The organism is Micromonospora sp. CA-263727 (assembly GCF_050942455.1).
Taxonomy (GTDB): domain Bacteria; phylum Actinomycetota; class Actinomycetes; order Mycobacteriales; family Micromonosporaceae; genus Micromonospora.
In genome coordinates this window covers 2,263,253-2,280,960 of the sequence record NZ_CP192031.1, presented here as the reverse complement: position 1 = coordinate 2,280,960, position 17,708 = coordinate 2,263,253, and the positions used below count along the sequence as shown (strand labels likewise).

Annotated in this window: 13 protein-coding genes and 1 pseudogene; 5 read left to right on the top strand and 9 right to left on the bottom strand. The window is 72.3% G+C overall.

Annotated features, from left to right (window positions below; translation table 11 throughout):
• Nucleotides 1–62: 62 nt before the first annotated feature.
• On the top strand, nucleotides 63–992 hold the full coding sequence (locus ACQPYA_RS10370) for an NAD(+)/NADH kinase (RefSeq protein WP_433532398.1): 930 nt from the start codon (nucleotides 63–65) through the stop codon (nucleotides 990–992).
• Nucleotides 993–1,072: 80 nt separating this feature from the next.
• On the opposite strand, the gene ACQPYA_RS10365 is transcribed toward ACQPYA_RS10370, so the two are convergent.
• The 7 genes and pseudogenes from ACQPYA_RS10365 to ACQPYA_RS10335 all read right to left on the bottom strand — a co-directional run bounded on the left by ACQPYA_RS10365 (nucleotide 1,073) and on the right by ACQPYA_RS10335 (nucleotide 8,100).
• Nucleotides 1,073–1,630, bottom strand: a complete 558-nt coding sequence (locus ACQPYA_RS10365) for a hypothetical protein (protein ID WP_433532397.1) — start codon at nucleotides 1,628–1,630, stop codon at nucleotides 1,073–1,075.
• A gap of 14 nt (nucleotides 1,631–1,644) precedes the next feature.
• Nucleotides 1,645–2,847 carry an ABC transporter permease gene (locus tag ACQPYA_RS10360; protein ID WP_433532396.1) on the bottom strand — a complete coding sequence of 401 codons (1,203 nt, stop codon included), beginning with the start codon at nucleotides 2,845–2,847 and terminating at the stop codon, nucleotides 1,645–1,647.
• On the bottom strand, nucleotides 2,844–3,662 hold the full coding sequence (locus tag ACQPYA_RS10355; protein WP_433532395.1) for an ABC transporter ATP-binding protein: 819 nt from the start codon (nucleotides 3,660–3,662) through the stop codon (nucleotides 2,844–2,846). Before ACQPYA_RS10355 ends, ACQPYA_RS10360 begins: the two co-directional genes overlap by 4 nt.
• A complete protein-coding gene (locus tag ACQPYA_RS10350; protein ID WP_433532394.1) occupies nucleotides 3,659–4,870 on the bottom strand; it encodes an efflux RND transporter periplasmic adaptor subunit in 1,212 nt (403 codons plus the stop codon). Before ACQPYA_RS10350 ends, ACQPYA_RS10355 begins: the two co-directional genes overlap by 4 nt.
• Nucleotides 4,830–5,736, bottom strand: a pseudogene (locus ACQPYA_RS10345) (sensor histidine kinase); the annotation flags it as partial. The pseudogene ACQPYA_RS10345 and the gene ACQPYA_RS10350, both read right to left, overlap by 41 nt.
• 239 nt (nucleotides 5,737–5,975) lie before the next feature.
• On the bottom strand, nucleotides 5,976–6,704 hold the full coding sequence (locus ACQPYA_RS10340) for a response regulator transcription factor (protein WP_433532393.1): 729 nt from the start codon (nucleotides 6,702–6,704) through the stop codon (nucleotides 5,976–5,978).
• A 97-nt stretch (nucleotides 6,705–6,801) separates the two neighbouring features.
• Nucleotides 6,802–8,100: an efflux RND transporter periplasmic adaptor subunit gene (locus ACQPYA_RS10335; RefSeq protein ID WP_433532392.1), complete on the bottom strand. Its 1,299-nt coding sequence runs from the start codon at nucleotides 8,098–8,100 to the stop codon at nucleotides 6,802–6,804.
• Nucleotides 8,101–8,337: 237 nt separating this feature from the next.
• Between ACQPYA_RS10335 and ACQPYA_RS10330 the strand changes: the two genes are divergently transcribed.
• On the top strand, nucleotides 8,338–8,904 hold the full coding sequence (locus tag ACQPYA_RS10330; protein WP_433532391.1) for a hypothetical protein: 567 nt from the start codon (nucleotides 8,338–8,340) through the stop codon (nucleotides 8,902–8,904).
• A gap of 150 nt (nucleotides 8,905–9,054) precedes the next feature.
• Here ACQPYA_RS10330 and pgm read toward each other — a convergent pair whose 3' ends face one another.
• On the bottom strand, nucleotides 9,055–10,701 hold the full coding sequence (gene pgm / locus ACQPYA_RS10325) for a phosphoglucomutase (alpha-D-glucose-1,6-bisphosphate-dependent) (RefSeq protein WP_433532390.1): 1,647 nt from the start codon (nucleotides 10,699–10,701) through the stop codon (nucleotides 9,055–9,057).
• A gap of 108 nt (nucleotides 10,702–10,809) precedes the next feature.
• Complete coding sequence (gene glgC, locus ACQPYA_RS10320; RefSeq protein ID WP_433532389.1) at nucleotides 10,810–12,042, bottom strand: glucose-1-phosphate adenylyltransferase; 1,233 nt, start codon at nucleotides 12,040–12,042, stop codon at nucleotides 10,810–10,812.
• Nucleotides 12,043–12,113: 71 nt separating this feature from the next.
• On the opposite strand from glgC, the gene glgA reads away from it, so the two are divergent.
• The 3 genes from glgA (at nucleotide 12,114) to glgB (ending at nucleotide 17,653) form a co-directional block, all read left to right on the top strand.
• The gene (gene glgA / locus ACQPYA_RS10315) at nucleotides 12,114–13,343 is read left to right on the top strand and encodes a glycogen synthase (RefSeq protein WP_433532388.1); all 1,230 of its coding nucleotides are present in this window, start codon (nucleotides 12,114–12,116) and stop codon (nucleotides 13,341–13,343) included.
• Between the two features lie 189 nt (nucleotides 13,344–13,532).
• Complete coding sequence (locus ACQPYA_RS10310; protein WP_433532387.1) at nucleotides 13,533–15,563, top strand: maltotransferase domain-containing protein; 2,031 nt, start codon at nucleotides 13,533–13,535, stop codon at nucleotides 15,561–15,563.
• Nucleotides 15,551–17,653, top strand: a complete 2,103-nt coding sequence (glgB, locus tag ACQPYA_RS10305; RefSeq protein ID WP_433532386.1) for a 1,4-alpha-glucan branching protein GlgB — start codon at nucleotides 15,551–15,553, stop codon at nucleotides 17,651–17,653. Before ACQPYA_RS10310 ends, glgB begins: the two co-directional genes overlap by 13 nt.
• The last annotated feature ends 55 nt before the right edge of the window (nucleotides 17,654–17,708 follow it).

Below are 17,708 nucleotides of genomic sequence, written 5' to 3'. Positions count from 1 at the left end.
CACCGCCGGCGCGCCTCGCGCGTACCGCCGTGGAACCCGCCGGGCTGTGGTGAGCTGTGGGTATGGACCGGATCCGGCTCGGGTTGGTGCTCCATCCCACCCGGGACGTGTCCCCGGTGGTGGACACCATCGCGGCCTGGGCCACCCACCACGAGGCCGTTCTGGCGGTACGCGCCGAGGACCGGCACCGGGTGCCCGAGCCCGTCCGGGCGATGCCGGAGGAGGACCTCGTCGCCCGGTCGGACGTGCTGGTCAGCATCGGCGGGGACGGCACCATGCTGGGCGCGCTGCGGCTGGCCGTGCATGATCCGACGCCGGTGCTCGGCGTGCACCTGGGCAGGGTGGGGTTCCTGGTGGAGGTGGAGCCACCGGAGCTGTCGACGGCGCTGGACCGGCTGCTGGCCGGAGACTTCACCATCGAGGCGCACAGCTGCCTGGCCTGCGACGTGTGCGGCGACGACGTGGTCGCGTTCAACGACATCGCGCTGGTCCGCCAGCCCGGACAGGGCTTCGTCACGGCCACCCTGGCCGTCGACGGCCAGCGCTACGGCTACTACCGCTGCGACGCGCTGGTGGTCAGCACCCCGACCGGTTCGACCGCCTACAGCTACGCCGCCGGCGGACCGCTGGTCTCCCCGGCGACCCAGGCGGTGGTCGTCACCCCGAGCGCGCCGATGGCCGGCATCACCCGGGCGGTGGTGCTCTCGCCGACCGAGGTGGTCCATCTGGAGCTGCGCCCCGGGTCCGGTCCGGTCGCCGTCGAGGTGGACGGGGTGGTGATCCGCGGCGGGTCGACGGAGGGCGCGGTGCACATCCGCTACCGCCCCGACGCCGGCCAGGTGGTCCGCCTGGACCCGGGCCGCTACCAGGAACGCAGCCAGCTCAAGCTGAGCCTGCTGGACCTGCCGCTGCTGCCCGAGCAGCTCCGCGAACTGCTCCCCGCGGACCTGCGCCGCCGGCTCGACCTCCGCGACCTACCACCGCCGCGCTGACCGGTGGGCGGCCCGGTCGGTCAGCGGCCCCGGCCGCTGCGGTGCAGGCCGACGGCGCAACCGGAGTCGACGGGTCGGCGCTACTCGGGGGTGGCGGTGATGGTGGTGGCGGTGACCGTGCCGGCGGAGTCGGCACCCTGCACGGTCACCGGGTCGCCGACCTTCAGGTCCGTCAGCACGCCGGCCTCCGCGACCCGCACGGCGGTGTCGTCGGTGGTCCGTACGGTGATCACCGTGCCGTCCGCGCTCTGCACGTAGAGGGTCGTGCCGTCCACCAGCTTCACCGTGCCGGTGGTGGCTGCCGCGCCGGTGGCGCCGTCCGGGTTCGTGACGCCGCCCGGCGCGCCGTCGCCCTGCTGCCGGCCGCCGGGGAAGCCCGCGGTCCCGGCCGGCCCGGGGCGGGCGCCGGCCGGGCTCCCGGACGCCGGCGTGCCGTACTCGCGTTCCACCAGGACGCCGCCCGCGAAGCCGGCCATGGCCAGCGCCACCGCGCCGAGGTAGACGGTCCACCGGTTCCACCAGCGGCGGCCGGCCAGCGCGACCAGTTCGGTGGCGAGCCCATCGTCGTCGGGGCCGCCGGGCGCGGCATCGGCACGGTGTTCGCCGGCACGGCGCTGGCCGGCAGATACGTCTGTCATCAGTTTTCCCGAGGTCACTCGTAACGGAGGGCGTCGATTGGCCGTAGCCCGGCGGCGCGGCTCGCCGGGACGCTGCCGAAGAAGAGTCCGATGGCCACCGAGACGCCCAGCGCGAGCGCGATCGAACTCGGCACGATCACCGGCTTGATGCCGACGATGCTGAACTGGCTGCCGATCAGGGCCGCCGCGACGCCGAGGCCGCCACCGATGAGGCTGAGCATGGTCGCTTCGGCCAGGAACTGGGTCAGGATCACCCGGCGTGGCGCGCCCAACGCCTTGCGGATGCCGATCTCCCGGGTCCGCTCGGTCACCGTCACCAGCATGATGTTCGTGATGCCGATCCCGCCGACCAGCAGGCTGATGCCGGCCACCGCGCCGAGCAGCACGGTGAAGGTGTTCGCCGTCTCGGTCTGCGTCTCCAGCAACTGCGCGGCGTTCTGGATCCGGTACGGCGTCGAACTGTCGTTGCCGGAGACCTTCAGCCGCTGGTCGAGGATGGTGGCGACCTGCGCCTGCACGTCGTTGACCCGGTCCGTGCCGGCCGCCTCCACGATGACCGAGTTGACCGCGCCGTACCCGGTGAGGGCCTGCTGCACGGCGGTCAGCGGAGCCACCGCGACGTCGTTGACGTCCTGGAACCCGGAGGCGGAACTCTTCTCGTCCAGGATCCCGATCACGGTGAACAGCGCGCCGCCGACGGTGACCTGCTCGCCGAGCGGGTCGGTGCCGGCGAAAAGCTCCTCGGCGACGGTCGTACCGATCAGCACCACCCGGCGGCCCTGCGCCAGATCCTCCGCGGTGAAGGCGGCCCCGGTGCCGACCGGGGTGTTCGAGGCGGCGAAATAGCTCGGGTACGTTCCGACGAACTGCTGCACCGAGTGGTCGCTGCCCTGGTAGGTGATGGTCGCGGAGGTGCTGACCACCGGCGAGACCGACTTGACGTCCGGCGCCAGCACCGGGTCCTGCAACGCCTCGGCGATCTGCACGGTGATGGCGGTGTTGCTGCTGCCGCCCCGCGCGGCGCTCTGCACGGTCAGCGTGTTGGTGCCCAGGGCGGCGATCCGGTCGGCGATCTGCCGGGCCGAGCCGTTGCCGACCGCGACCAGCAGGATCACCGCGCCGACCCCGATCAACACGCCGAGCATGGTCAGCGCCGACCGGAGCTTGTTGGCGGTCACCCCGCGGACGGCGAACCGCAGGATCTCGAAGAAGCTCACCGCAGCCGCCCCATCCGGATGGTCGGTTGATCGGTCCGGGACGCCCCGACGCCGATCGGACGGTGCCGCACGTCCGAGGAGATCTGCCCGTCGAAGAGCTTGACCAGCCGGCGGGCCCGCGCGCCGACCTCCGGCTCATGGGTGATCAGCACGATGGTGCGACCGGCCGCGTTCAGCTCGTCGAAGACCGCCAGGATGTCCTCGGTGGACTTGCTGTCCAGGTTTCCGGTCGGCTCGTCGGCCAGGATCAGGGCCGGCTCGGTGACCAGCGCGCGGGCCACCGCCACCCGCTGCTGCTGGCCACCGGAGAGCTGGTTCGGTCCGTGGTCGGCCCGGCCGCCGAGCCCCACCAGCTCCAGCGCGGCCAGCGAGCGCCGTCGCCGTTGCGCCGCCTTCACCCCGGCGTACGCCAACGGCAGCTCGACGTTGGCCACCGCGCTGGTCCGGGGAATCAGGTTGAACGACTGGAAGACGAAGCCGATCCGCCGGTTGCGGACCAGGGCGAGCTGCCGGTCGTTGAGCCGGCTGACGTCCACCCCGTCGAGCAGGTAGCTCCCGGTGCTCGGCACGTCGAGACAGCCCACGATGTTCATCAAGGTCGACTTGCCGGAACCGGACGATCCCATGATCGCCACATAGTCGCCGCGTTCGACGACCATCGAGACGCCGCGCAGCGCATGCACCGTCGCCTCGCCCTCGCCGTACACCTTGGTCAGCCGCCGCACGTCGAGCACCGGACGCGGGCCGCGCGCCACCGTCGGGCCGGGCGGATGTCCGGCGGCCACCGTCGGGCCGGGCGGACGCCCGCCGGTCATCCTCGTCCTCCGGACCTGGTGCCGCCGCTGTTGACGCCGCCGCCCGGGAAGCCGCCGCCGTTGGCCCCGCCCGGCCCGCCGCCCGGAAAACCACCCTGCGGGCTGCCGCCGCTGTCACTGGTCGACGTCCTGACCACGACCTGCTCGCCGACCGACACGCCCGAAGTGATCTCCACCGCCTGGTCTCCGGCCAGACCGACCTCGACCGGGCGGGTCACCTGTTGGCCGTTCTCCAGCACCGTGACGGTGTGCCGGCTGCCCACCGTGGTCAGCGCGACCGAGTTCACGTAGATCACGTTCTCGGCCCGGCCGACCTCGACCGACACCTCGACGGTCTGTCCGGCGCGGACCCCCTCAGGCAGGTTCTCCAGGCTGAACACCACCCCGTACGTCACCACGTCGTTGCTGCTGCTCGCGTTCGGGTCGATGGAGGCCAGGGTGGCCGTGGCGGTGACGTCGGTGAGCACGTTCCAGGTGACGGTCGCCGGTTGGCCGGCCTTGAGCTTGGTGGCATCGGCCTCGGCCACGGCGGCGGAGACCTCCAGCTTGGTCAGATCGGCGATGTCGACGAAGCTCGACGAGCTGCCGGAACTGCCACCGCTCGTCGACCCGGAGCCCGACCCGCCCGAGCTGGAGCCGCCGCCCGAGGAACCGCCGCCCGAGGAGCCGCCGACGCTGCCGTTGACCGCCACGACCGTACCGGCCATGGGTGCCTTCAGCACCGTCCCCGCCACCGCCTCCTCGGCCTCCTCGACGGCCAGTTCGGCGCTGGTGACCTCGGTCTCGGCCGTCGTCGTGTCGTCGCCGGCCTCCTCGGCGCGGTCGAGGGCCGCCTCCGCCGCGGTCAGGTTGGCCTTGGCAGCGGTGCGGGCCCGCTTCGCCGCGGCGTCGTCCACCACGGCCAGCACCTGGCCCTTCTTGACCAGATCACCGACCTTGACCCGGATCTCCGTGACCGTGCCGGAGGTGGCGAACTCGGCATTGGCGGTCGAGGCGCTCTGCACGGTGCCGGACGAGGAGACGGTGGCGGTCACCGTGCCCTGGGCGACCTCGACGGTCCGGGTCGCCGTGCCGCTGTCCGCCCCAGCCGGCGTGTCGTCCCGGAAGATTGTGTAGACCCAGACTCCGCCACCGAGCACCAGCACGCCGAGTGCGGCGTTGACAAGCAGCGAAGGGCGGCGTAGCCGGGCCAGGCGTCCCACTGGCATGCGGAACAGCCTGGACCGTACGCCTCGGAGCGGACCCGGTGTTTCCTCGGAGCACGCTGGGAACGTGGTCAGTCGCCGGGCTCGGCGACGGTCGGAAAGGCCGGGCCGGTCGGCAGCAACACCCGGAAGACCGCTCCCCGTCCCACGTCGGTGACCACCTCCACCCGGCCGCCGTGCCGTTGCACGATCGTCGCCACGATGGCCAGCCCCAACCCGGAGCCGACCTCGGTGCCGCGGGCCCGACCCGCATCGACCCGGTAGCGCCGCTCGAAGATGTGCGGCACGTGCTCGGCCGGGATCCCCGGCCCGTTGTCGGCCACCTCAAGCACCGCCTGCCGGCCCGCACCCGTCCCCAGCCGACCCACCCGTATCGCCACGTCGGTCCCGGCCGGGGTGTGCCGCAACGCGTTCGCGACCAGGTTGGTGGCGACCTGACGCAGCTGGTGCTCGTCTCCCTGCACCCCGACCGGTTCGAGGCCCGCCCGGTCCCCGCCGAGCGCCTCCAGCCGGACCGGCCGGTCCGGCACGCGCGCGTACGCGTCCCGGACGGTGTCGGCGGCGATCGCCAGCAGGTCCACCCGCTGACGCCGCATCGGTCGCTCGATGTCCAGCCGGGCCAGCAGCAACAGATCGTCGACGAGCAGTCCCATCCGGGCCGCCTCGTCCTCGATCCGGCTCATCGTTTCGTCCAGCGCCGGACCGGGTGGGACACCACCGCGGCGATACAGCTCCGCGAACCCTCGGATGGAGGTGAGCGGGGTCCGCAGCTCGTGCGAGGCGTCCGCGACGAACTGGCGCAGCCGCTGCTCGGCGGCGTCGCGGGCCACCACCTCCGCGCCGATCCGGTCGAGCGTGGTCGTCAACGCGACCGCCGACGTCACGCTCAACGCCAGCGCCATCACCACCCCGTCGACGAAGAGCAGACCCTCGACGGTGCGCGTCAACTGCCCGTCCACCGGATCGACGAGACGACCGCGCAGCAGCAGCAACCCGGCGGTGTTCGCCACCAGCAGCGCGACCACCGAGAGCAGGGCGGAGACCACGACCAGCCGGGACCGCCGGCTCCAGCGCGCCGGGCGACGCGCCGCCCGGCGCCTCGGCCGGATCACCCGTTCGCCGTCCGGGGCAGCCGGAGCGCGTACCCGACACCGCGTACGGTGTGGATCAGCGGCGGATCCCGTCGATCGATCTTCTTACGCAGGTAGTAGACGTACGACTCGACGATGCGGCCGTCGCCGCCGAAGTCGTAGCTCCACACCCGGTCCAGGATCTGCGCCTTGCTGACCACCCGACCGGCGTTGACCATCAGGTAGCGCAGCAGGTTGAACTCGGTCGGTGAGAGGTCGATCAGCCGCCCGCCCCGGCGTACCTCATGGGCGTTGTCATCCAGCTCAAGGTCGGCATAGCGCAGGGTCGAGTCGGCCCGTTCGGCCCGGCTGCGGCGCAGGATCGCCCGGATCCGCAGCACCACCTCCTCCAGGCTGAACGGCTTGGTGACGTAGTCGTCGGCGCCGGCGATGAGTCCCGAGATGCGGTCCTCGACGCGGTCCCGTCCGGTCAGGAACAGCACGGGCACCTCCGGCCCGGTGGGCATGGCACGCATCCGTTGCGCCACCTGGAGGCCGTCGAGGTCGGGCATCATCACGTCGAGCACGACGAGATCCGGCTCGAACTCGGCGGCGACGGCCAACGCCTCGTGCCCGCCCTCGGCGCTGCGTACGTCGAAGTCGACCAGGCGCAGGGTGGCCGAGAGCAGGGAACGGATGTTGGACTCGTCGTCCACCACGAGAACCCTCGCCGACCGGCCAACTGATTCCCCAGATGGTTGACGCACAACCGCCCCCTCGACTCGACCTTGCGGCCGAAGCTCAGCAGGGCTGGCTGAAGATCACACTAGAACCAGCTGTGTCCACCCTTTGTGAGGCCACTCCTCACCCGGCGGCGACCACCACATCCCCCTCGGCCAGCCCGGAACGGATCTCGGTGTGCTGGTCACCGCGCAACCCGAGGGTCACCTGCCGGCTCTCGTCGCCGGTGGCCGTACGCAGCAGCACCGTCCCGGTCGCGGCATCGACCGCGCGCACCGCGGTGGACGGCACCCGGAGCCCGTCCGGAACCGACGCGACGGTGACGCGGACACTCGCGCTCTGTCCGACCAGCGCGCCCGTCGGCACCTCGGCGAAGCTGATCGACACACCGTAGGTGACCATCTGACCGCTGGCCGTGCCCACCGGATCGACCTGGGTGACCGTGGCAGCGAACTCCTCGCCGGTGCGGTCGGCCAGGGTGACGGTCGCGGAGAGGCCGGTTACCAGCCGGCCCGCGTCCGCCTCGGGGAACCGTGCGGACACCTCCATGCCCGCGACATCGGCGAGGGTGATGACGGTGCTGCCGCCGCTGACCTTGGTGCCGACCGTGCCGGTGACCGCCAGCACCTTGCCGGCGATCGGCGCGGTGATCCTGGCGCCGGTGAGCGCGGTCTTCGCCTCGGCCAGGCTTGCCTGCGCGTTGTTGACCTGCTGCTGGGCGCGGAGCACGGGATCGCTGCCGCCGCCGGACTGGCCGCCCCGGCTGGTGCAGCTGCCGCCGGAGGATGCCGCCGGGCCGGGCTGCGCCGACGAGCCGGACCGGCCTGGCGTCGGCACGGCGGTCGGCGGGAGGCTCGACGCGCCGGGCGTGGGGGTGGGGGTGGTCGACGAGTCGGGGGTCGGGGTGGCGGTCGGGCTGGCGGTCGAGGCGTCAGGGGTGGGGCTCGATGTCGGGTCGAGTGTCACCAGCCGCACCTGGCCGGCGGCGACGGAGCCGGCGGTCAGGCAGGTGCTGCCGCTCTGCCCCGAGGTCGCCGTGGCGAGGGCCTCCTCGGCCTTGTCGAGCGCCGCCTCGGCGGACTCCACCCGATCCTGGGCGTCGGCGTCGTCGATCGCCGCCAGCAGCTCTCCGGACCGTACGTCGTCGCCGGGCCGGACCTTCACCTCGACAATGGTGCCCGAGGTGCTGAAGCTGAGGCTGCGACTCTGCGCGGGCCGCAGTGTTCCGGTGGTCGCCACGGCCACGCTGACCTCGCCCCGGTCGGCCGTGGCGGTCGCGGTCGCCGCCGCCGGTGACTCCGCCGTTCGGGTGAAGGCGTACCCCGACGATCCGAGCAGTGCCGCCACGGCGATACCACTCACCACCCACCACCCGCGCCGACCAGCACCGAGCCGGCGCAGCGCCTTCAGGCCAACACCCATGGGCAGTGAGTGTCCGCAAGCCCCCTCGCAGTTCACTCGGCCGCACCTCGAAGTTCGCTGGGAAACCCGGCGGGACCCGCCGTGCCGGCCCGGTTCCGAGCTGGTTTTGAGGTTCGTCCGACCTGGCGTGCAGGTGCCACCGGTTGTATGGGACGCCGCACCGGCCGGTGCGGTGGGCGTCGACCTTCGGAGGTTCCGGTAACGATGCGCAACCGAGGTATGCGGTTGGGTCTGGCCGTGACGAGCGGGACACTGGTCCTCTTCGCGGCTGCCGCCTGTGGCGGGTCGGACTCGGCCGAGAACACCAGCTCCGCCGAGGGCAACGAGCCGTTCGCCGCCCTCTCCGCGTACGTGAACTGTCTACGGGAACAGGGCATCGACGTTCCCGACACCATGCCGAGCGGCGGCCCCCGCCCCGACGGCTCCGGCCGGCCCTCGGGGATGCCCACGGGGATGCCCTCCGGGATGCCCACGGACCGGCCCTCCGGCATGCCGTCGCCGGGTGCCTCCGGCGGGCCGGGCGGTCGCGGCGGCTTCGGCAACCTCCGGCCGGAAGGCGTCGACGACGAGACCTGGCAGCAGGCCCAGGAGGCGTGCCAGTCCCTGCTGCCCACCGGCGGGCCCGGCCGGGGCCAGAACGGCGGCGGGCAGGACGGTGCGGGGCGGGGCAGCGACGCCGCGTACGCGAACTGTCTCGCCGACCGCGACGTCCAGCTCGGGGCGGATCTGGACGCCACGGATACCAGGGTCACCGAGGCGCTTGCCGCCTGCCAGCCGCTCAGCCCCTCCCCGTCGGCCGGTTGACCCAAGCGCGACCGGGCGGGTGGCAGTTCCCGAGCGTCACTGCCGTGGTGGCCCGCCCGGCCACGACACCGCCCTGCCGCGTCCTCTGCTCTGCCTCAACCGGCGCAACGGTCACCTTCCGTAGCCGCCGCGCGGTTTCCCGGCAGTCCCTCAGCCCGTGGCGAGGACCTCGGACACCAGGTCCTGCGCCTCCCGCTGCACCCGGGCCAGGTGTTCGGGGCCCTGGAAGGACTCGGCGTAGATCTTGTAGACGTCCTCGGTGCCCGACGGGCGGGCGGCGAACCAGCCGGAGGCGGTGGTCACCTTGAGCCCGCCGATCGGCGCGCCGTTGCCGGGGGCGGTGGTGAGGGTGGCGGTGATCGGTTCGCCGGCCAGCTCGGTGGCGCGTACCTGCTCCGGGGCGAGCTTGCCGAGCACGGCCTTCTGCTCCCGGGTGGCGGGGGCGTCGATCCGGGCGTACGCGGGCGCGCCGAAGCGCTCGGCCAGCTCGGCCCAGTGTTCGCTGGGCGTGCGGCCGGTGCTGGCGATGATCTCGGAGGCGAGCAGGCAGAGCAGGATGCCGTCCTTGTCGGTGGTCCACGTCCTGCCGTCGCGGCGCAGGAAGGAGGCGCCCGCGCTCTCCTCGCCGCCGAAGCCGACCGTGCCGTCGAGCAGCCCCGGCACGAACCACTTGAAGCCCACCGGGACCTCCAGCAGCGGGCGGCCGAGATCGGCGGCCACCCGGTCGATCATGGAGGAGGAGACCAGGGTCTTGCCGACCGCGGCGTCCGGGCCCCACTCGCTGCGGGTGCGGAACAGGTGGGCGATCGCCACCGCCAGGTAGTGGTTCGGGTTCATCAGCCCGCCGTCGGGGGTGACGATGCCGTGCCGGTCGGCGTCCGCGTCGTTGCCGGTGGCGACCTGGTAGTCGGCGCGCATGGCGATCAACGAGGCCATCGCGTTCGGCGAGGAGCAGTCCATCCGGATCTTGCCGTCGCCGTCCAGGGTCATGAACCGCCAGGTCGGGTCGACCGTCGGGTTGACCACGGTCAGCTCCAGCCGGTGCCGCTGGGCGATCTCACCCCAGTAGGCCACGCTCGCGCCCCCCAGCGGGTCGGCGCCGATGCGGACCCCGGCCGCCCGGATCGCGTCGATGTCGATCGCCGCCGGCAGGTCGTCCACGTAGGCGCCGAGGAAGTCGTACGTGCCGGTGGTGTCGGCGGCGCGGGCCCGCGCGTACGGGATGCGCTGCACCTCCTTGAGCCCGGCGGCGAGGATCGCGTTCGCGCGGTCCTGGATCCACCCGGTGGCCTCGGAGCCGGCCGGCCCGCCGTGGGTGGGGTTGTACTTGAACCCGCCGTCGTCCGGCGGGTTGTGCGACGGGGTGATCACGATGCCGTCGGCGAGCCCGGCGGTGCGGCCCCGGTTGTGGCCGAGGATGGCGTGCGACACCGCCGGGGTGGGGGTGTAGCCGTCCCGGCTGTCCAGCAGCACCGTCACCTCGTTGGCGGCGAGCACCTCCAGGGCGTCCACGGTCGCCGGCGTGGAGAGCGCGTGGGTGTCCCGGCCGAGGAAGAGCGGGCCGTCCACGCCCTGCTCCCGGCGGTAGTCGCAGAGCGCCTGGGTGACCGCGAGGATGTGGTCGGAGTTGAAGGCGTTGCGCAGGCTCGATCCCCGGTGCCCGGAGGTGCCGAAGGAGACCTGCTGGGCCGGGTCGGCCGGGTCGGGATGCTCGGCGTAGTAGGCGGTCACCAGCCGCGGCACGTCGACCAGGTCGGCGGGCTCGGCAGGCTGACCGGCCCGGGGGTGACTGCTCACGGTGCCTGCCTTTCGTTCGCGACTGCGGGGCTTGCAAGCTCACTCCTCGCGCTCACGTTGCCTGCCTTTCGTTCGCGACTGCGGGGCTCGCAAGCTCACTCCTCGCGCTCACGGTTCCACCTTCTGCCCTTTGCCGATGACCACGATGCCGTTGTCGGAGACGGTGTAGCGCTGCCGGTCGCGTTCCAGGTCCACGCCGATCTCGGCGCCCTCGGGAACGTAGACGTTCTTGTCCAGGATGGCCCGGCGCACCACGGCGTGCCGGCCGATCTCGACACCCTCCATCAGCACCGCGCCGTCCACGTGCGCCCAGGAGTGCACCTTCACCTTGGGCGACACGATCGAGTTCTCCACCAGCGACCCGGAGACCACCGCGCCGGGCGAGACCATCGAGGCGACCGCCCGGCCGACCCGCTCGCCCCACTGGTGGACGAACTTGGCCGGCGGGTACGGCGGCTGCTCGGTGTAGATCGGCCAGTCGAAGTTGTAGAGGTTGAACACCGGGTGGACGTTGATCAGATCCATGTGGGCGTCGTAGAAGGAGTCGAGGGTCCCCACGTCCCGCCAGTAGCCGCGATCCCGGTCGGTGCTGCCCGGCACCTCGTTGTCGCGGAAGTCGTAGACGTTCGCCTCGCCCCGCTCGACCAGCATCGGGATGATGCTGCCGCCCATGTCGTGCTTGCTGGCCTTCTCGTCCGCGTCGCGCTCGACCACGTCGACCAGGGCCCGGGTGGTGAAGACGTAGTTGCCCATCGAGGCGTAGATCTGGTCGGGCGCGTCGGGCAGCCCGACGGCGTCGGTGGGCTTCTCCCGGAAGGCCCGGATCCGCCGGCCGTCCTCGCCGACCTCGATCACGCCGAACTGGTCGGCCGTGCTGAGCGGCTGCCGGATGCCGGCCACGGTCACGCTCGCGCCGGAGGCGATGTGGTCCTCCACCATCTGCCGCGGGTCCATCCGGTAGATGTGGTCGGCGCCGAAGACGATCACGTAGTCGGGCTGCTCGTCGTAGATCAGGTTGAAGCTCTGGTAGATCGCGTCCGCCGAGCCGGCGAACCACCACGGGCCGCGGCGCTGCTGCGCGGGCACCGGGGTGACGTAGTTGCCCAGCAGGGTCGACATCCGCCAGGTCTTGGTGATGTGCCGGTCCAGGGAGTGGGACTTGTACTGGGTCAGCACGACGATCTTCAGATAGCCGGCGTTGGCCAGGTTGGAGAGGACGAAGTCGACCATGCGGTACATCCCGCCGAACGGGACGGCCGGCTTGGCCCGGTCCGTGGTCAGCGGCATCAGGCGCTTGCCCTCTCCGCCGGCCAGGACGATCGCGAGCACCTTGGCAGCCATGACCAGACGCTATCCATCCCGGTGCCGCTTCACCACTCGTACGGGCACACTTCTGCACTAGGGTGCCGGTCATGACCGACTCCGCCCGGCTGCGCGTCGACCTGCTCACCCGCGAGTACCCGCCGGAGGTCTACGGCGGGGCGGGGGTCCACGTGGAGTACCTGGCCCGGGAGCTGCGCCGGATCGCCGAGGTGCGGGTGCACTGCTTCGGCGCGCCGCGTACCGAGCCGGGTGTGCGGGCGTACCCCGAACCGGCGGCCCTGGCCGGCGCGAACGCCGCGCTGCGGACCATGGGGGTGGACCTGGAGATGGCCGCCGGGTGCGCCGGCGCGGACGTGGCGCACAGCCACACCTGGTACGCCAACCTGGCCGGGCACACCGCGAAGCTGCTGCACGGGGTGCCGCACGTGGTGACGGCGCACAGCCTGGAGCCGCTGCGACCGTGGAAGGCCGAACAGCTCGGCGGCGGCTACGCGCTCTCCTCGTGGTGCGAGCGGACGGCGTACGAGTCGGCCGACGCGATCATCGCGGTCAGCGCGGGGATGCGCCGGGACGTGCTGGCCGCCTACCCGTCGGTGGACCCGGACCGGGTCCGGGTGATCTACAACGGCATCGACACCGCGCAGTACGCCCCCGACCCGGGCACCGACGTGCTGGCGCGCCTCGGCATCGACCCGGCCCTGCCCAGCGTGGTCTACGTCGGCCGGATCACCCGTCAGAAGGGCCTGCCGCACCTGCTGCGCGCCGCCCGTGACCTGCCGCCCGACACCCAACTGGTGCTGCTGGCCGGCGCACCGGACACCCCGGAGATCGCCGCCGAGGTGGAGGGCCTGGTGGCCGAGCTGCGGGCGAGCCGGTCCGGGATCGTCTGGGTGGCCGAGATGCTGCCCAAGTCCGAGGTGATCCAGGTGCTCACCCACGCCACGATCTTCGTCTGCCCGTCGGTGTACGAGCCGATGGGCATCGTCAACCTGGAGGCGATGGCCTGCGAGACGGCCGTGGTCGCCACCGCCACCGGCGGCATCCCGGAGGTGGTCGCCGACGGCGAGACCGGCCTGCTGGTCCCGATCGAGCAGGCCGGTCTCGACGGCGCGCCGGTGGACCCGGCCCGCTTCGAGGCCGACCTGGCGGCCCGGCTGAACACGCTGCTCGCCGACCCCGAGCGGGCCGCCACGCTGGGCCGCGCCGGTCGCCGCCGCGCGGTCCAGCGCTTCTCCTGGGACGCCATCGCCCGACAGACGCTCGACCTCTACCGCTCCCTGGCCCGCCCCTCGCTCGCCGCGATCCGTCGGATCGGTTGATCGACTCAGCTTCGGGGATGTTGCCGCCTCCCGGCCGGGTTGATACAGCAACATCCCTGATGTTGAGCGGATCACGGTGCAGCGGCCGGGAAGCCGGGGCGGCGATGTCCCGGCGAGGGTGGCCGCGTACCAAGATCTTGTTTCATGGTCGGACGAGCGCGCGGCAGGTTGCCACAGTAGGTTGAGGCGGTGAGTGGACGGTTCCCGATCGAAGACGTCTCCCCCGTCGTCTCCTGCGGTCGCTACCCGGCCAAGGCGGTCGTCGGCGAGTTGGTGCCGGTGTCGGCGCTCGCCTACCGCGAGGGGCACGACGCGCTCGGCTGCAACGTGGTCTGGCTCGGACCGGACGGCCGGGCCCGCCCGTTCACCCGGATGGACCCCGGCGAGCCCGGCCGGGACCGCTGGCACGCCACCATCGTGCCGGACGCGGTCGGCGAGTGGATGTTCACCGTGGAGGCGTTCCACGACCCGTACCTGACCTGGCACAGCGCGGTGACCAAGAAGACCGCCGCCGGCCAGGACGCGGTGGAACTCGCCAACGACCTGGCCGAGGGGGTACGCGTGCTGCGCGCCGCCGCCGGGCTGGTCCCCGCGGCCGAGCAGGCCCGGGTCGGAGAGGCGATCGTCGCGCTGGGCGACCCGACGCTGCCGCTGGCCCGGCGGGCGGAGCCGGCGCTGGGGCTGGCCGGCCTGCTCTGGGCGCATCCGGTACGCGAACTGGTCACCACCGGCGAGACGTACCGCATCTGGGTGGACCGCGAGCGGGCCCTCTTCTCCGCCTGGTACGAGTTCTTTCCCCGCTCCGAGGGCGCGGTCCCGGCCACGGCCGACGAGCCGGCCCGCTCGGGCACCTTCGGCACCGCCACCGAGCGACTGCCCGGGGTCGCCGCGATGGGCTTCGACGTGCTCTACCTGCCGCCGATCCACCCGATCGGCCGGGTCAACCGCAAGGGCCCCAACAACACCCTGGTCGCCGGGCCGGCGGACGTCGGCTCGCCGTGGGCGATCGGCGCCGCCGAGGGCGGGCACGACGCCATCCACCCCGACCTGGGCACGCCGGAGGACTTCCGCGAGTTCGTCGCCACCGCCGCCGAGCACGGTCTGGAGGTGGCGATGGACCTGGCGTTGCAGTGCGCGCCGGACCACCCGTGGGTGACCGAGCACCCGGAGTGGTTCACCACCCGGGCCGACGGCAGCATCGCGTACGCGGAGAACCCGCCGAAGAAGTACCAGGACATCTACCCGCTGAACTTCGACAACGACCCCGACGGCATCCGCGCCGAGGTGCTGCGGGTGGTACGGCACTGGATCGGCGAGGGCGTGCGGATCTTCCGGGTGGACAACCCGCACACCAAGCCGGTCGACTTCTGGCACTGGCTGATCGGGGAGGTCAAGCGGGTCGACCCGGACGTGATCTTCCTCGCCGAGGCGTTCACCCGGCCGGCGATGATGCACGGGCTGGCCAAGGTCGGCTTCACCCAGTCGTACACGTACTTCACCTGGCGGACCTCGGCCGCCGAGATGCGCGAGTACTGCGCGGAGCTGGTGGCGGCGGCCGACCACATGCGGCCGAACTTCTGGCCGAACACCCCCGACATCCTGCACTCCTCGTTGCAGCACGGCGGGCCGCCGATGTTCAAGATCCGGGCGGTGCTGGCGTCGCTGCTCTCCCCCTCCTGGGGCATGTACGCCGGCTTCGAGCTGTTCGAGCACGTGGCCCGCCCGGGCGCCGAGGAGTACCTGGACAACGAGAAGTTCCAACTACGGCCCCGGGACTGGGCCGGCGCGCTGGCGCAGGGGCGCTCCCTGGCGCCCTTCGTCGCCACGCTCAACCGGGTGCGCCGGGACAATCCGGCCCTGCACCGGCTGCGCAACCTGGTCTTCCACGACATCGACAACCCGGCGCTGCTCTGCTGGTCCAAACGCGACCCGGTCACCGGCAACACCGTGCTGGTGGTCTGCTCGTTCGATTCGCACACCGTGCAGTGGGGCAACACCACGCTGGACATGCCGGCGCTGGGGCTGGACTGGCACGACCGGTTCACCGTGCACGACGAGCTGACCGGCGCGAGCTACGACTGGGGGCAGCGCAACGCGGTCCGGCTCGACCCGTATCTGCAACCCGCGCACGTGTTCACCGTCCCCACGCCCACCTCTGCCGCCGGCCCCCGGGGTGGCACCGCCTCCGCGACGAAGGACGACGCCCGATGGACCAGCTGATCTCCGGGGAGACCCACGACCCGCACGCCGTGCTGGGGGCGCATCCGGCCGGCGGGCGCACGGTGATCCGCACCATCCGCCGGGGCGCGGCCGAGGTGAGCGTGCTGGTCGGCGACGAGCGGCACCCGATGACCCGGGTGCACGACGTGGGCGTCTTCGAGGCGACCGTGCCGGGCGAGGTGCTCGACTACCGGGTCGACGTCGACGGGCAGCGCCACGACGACCCGTACCGCCATCCGCCGACCCTCGGCGATCTGGACCTGCACCTGATCGGCGAGGGCCGGCACGAGCGGCTCTGGGAGGCGCTCGGCGCGCGGGTCCTCGACGGCGGGGTGGCGTTCGCGGTCTGGGCGCCGAACGCCCGGGGCGTGCGGGTGGTCGGCGACTTCACCGGCTGGGCGCCCGACGACGGCTGGCCGATGCGCTCGCTGGGCTCGACCGGGGTGTGGGAGATCTTCGTGCCGGGGGCGGCGGCCGGCGCCCGGTACAAGTACCGCGTCCTCGGGGCCGACGGGCACTGGCGGGACAAGGCCGACCCCCTGGCCGCGTACGCGGAGGTGCCGCCGGCCACCGCCTCGGTGGTGCACCACTCGACATACCAGTGGAGCGACGCGGACTGGCTGGCCCGGCGGGCTAAGCGGCAGCCGCACCAGGAGCCGATGAGCGTCTACGAGGTGCACCTCGGCTCGTGGCGGCCCGGCCTCGGCTACCGGGAGCTGGCCGAGCAGCTGGTCGCGTACGTGGTGGAGCTGGGCTTCACGCACGTGGAGTTCCTGCCGGTGATGGAGCACCCGTTCGGCGGCTCGTGGGGCTACCAGGTCACCGGCTACTACGCCCCGACCGCCCGGTTCGGCGACCCGGACGACTTCCGCCACCTGGTGGACCGGCTGCACGCCGCCGGGATCGGGGTGATCCTGGACTGGGTGCCGGCGCACTTCCCGAAGGACGAGTGGGCCCTGGCCCGCTTCGACGGCACCCCGCTCTACGAGCACCCCGACCCGCGGCGCGGCGAGCACCCCGACTGGGGCACGTACGTCTTCGACTTCGGCCGCCGGGAGGTACGCAACTTCCTGGTCGCCAACGCGCTCTACTGGCTGGACCAGTTCCACGTGGACGGCCTCCGGGTGGACGCGGTCGCCTCCATGCTCTACCTGGACTACTCCCGCGCCGACGGGCAGTGGACGCCGAACGCGTACGGCGGCCGGGAGAACCTGGAGGCCATCGCGTTGATGCAGGAGGCCAACGCGACGGTCTACAAGCACCATCCCGGGGTGGCGATGATCGCCGAGGAGTCGACCGCCTGGCCCGGGGTGACCCGGTCGACCGGCGACGGCGGGCTGGGCTTCGGCTTCAAGTGGAACATGGGCTGGATGCACGACACCCTGCTCTACACCTCGAAGGACCCGATCTACCGGCAGCACCACCACCATCAGCTCACCTTCTCCCTGGCGTACGCCTGGAGCGAGAACTTCGTGCTGCCGATCAGCCACGACGAGGTGGTGCACGGCAAGGGCTCCCTGCTCGGCAAGATGCCCGGCGACCAGTGGCAACGGCTCGCCAACGTACGCGTGCTGCTGGCCTACATGTGGGCGCACCCGGGCAAGCAACTGCTCTTCATGGGCTGCGAGCTGGCCGACGACCGGGAGTGGAGCGAGGAGCGCGGCCTCGACTGGCATCTCCTGCACGACCCGGCCCGGTCCGGCGTGCAGCGCCTCGTCGGCGACCTCAACCGGGTCTACCGGGACACCCCCGCGCTCTGGACGCAGGACACCTCCCCCGCCGGCTTCCGCTGGCTCGCCGGGGACGACGTCGCCAACAACACCGTCTCGTTCGTCCGGATCGCCCCCGACGGCGCCACCCTGGTCTGCGTGGCCAACTTCTCCGCGCTGCCCCTGGAGGACTACCGCATCGGCCTACCCGCCGCCGGCACCTGGGCGGAGGTGCTCAACACCGACGCCCACCACTACGGCGGCTCCGGCGTCGGCAACCTCGGCACCGTGCACGCCCAGGATCTCCCCTGGCACGGCCAACCCGCCTCAGCCCCCCTCCGCATCCCCCCCTTAGCCGCCCTCTGGCTCCGCCCCAGGTGAAAGGAAGGGCCCCCTGTTAACGCCTCCGGTAGAGCAGGGGCCCCCTATTAACACC

Excerpts from the sequence above, each read along its gene's own strand:
- ACQPYA_RS10335 (WP_433532392.1), bottom strand. The coding sequence starts at position 8,100 with ATGGGTGTTGGCCTGAAGGCGCTGCGCCGGCTCGGTGCTGGTCGGCGC.
- ACQPYA_RS10365 (WP_433532397.1), bottom strand. The coding sequence starts at position 1,630 with ATGACAGACGTATCTGCCGGCCAGCGCCGTGCCGGCGAACACCGTGCC.
- glgA (WP_433532388.1), top strand. The coding sequence starts at position 12,114 with ATGACCGACTCCGCCCGGCTGCGCGTCGACCTGCTCACCCGCGAGTAC.
- ACQPYA_RS10350 (WP_433532394.1), bottom strand. The coding sequence starts at position 4,870 with ATGCCAGTGGGACGCCTGGCCCGGCTACGCCGCCCTTCGCTGCTTGTC.
- glgC (WP_433532389.1), bottom strand. The coding sequence starts at position 12,042 with ATGGCTGCCAAGGTGCTCGCGATCGTCCTGGCCGGCGGAGAGGGCAAG.
- ACQPYA_RS10370 (WP_433532398.1), top strand. The coding sequence starts at position 63 with ATGGACCGGATCCGGCTCGGGTTGGTGCTCCATCCCACCCGGGACGTG.
- glgB (WP_433532386.1), top strand. The coding sequence starts at position 15,551 with ATGGACCAGCTGATCTCCGGGGAGACCCACGACCCGCACGCCGTGCTG.
- ACQPYA_RS10355 (WP_433532395.1), bottom strand. The coding sequence starts at position 3,662 with ATGACCGGCGGGCGTCCGCCCGGCCCGACGGTGGCCGCCGGACATCCG.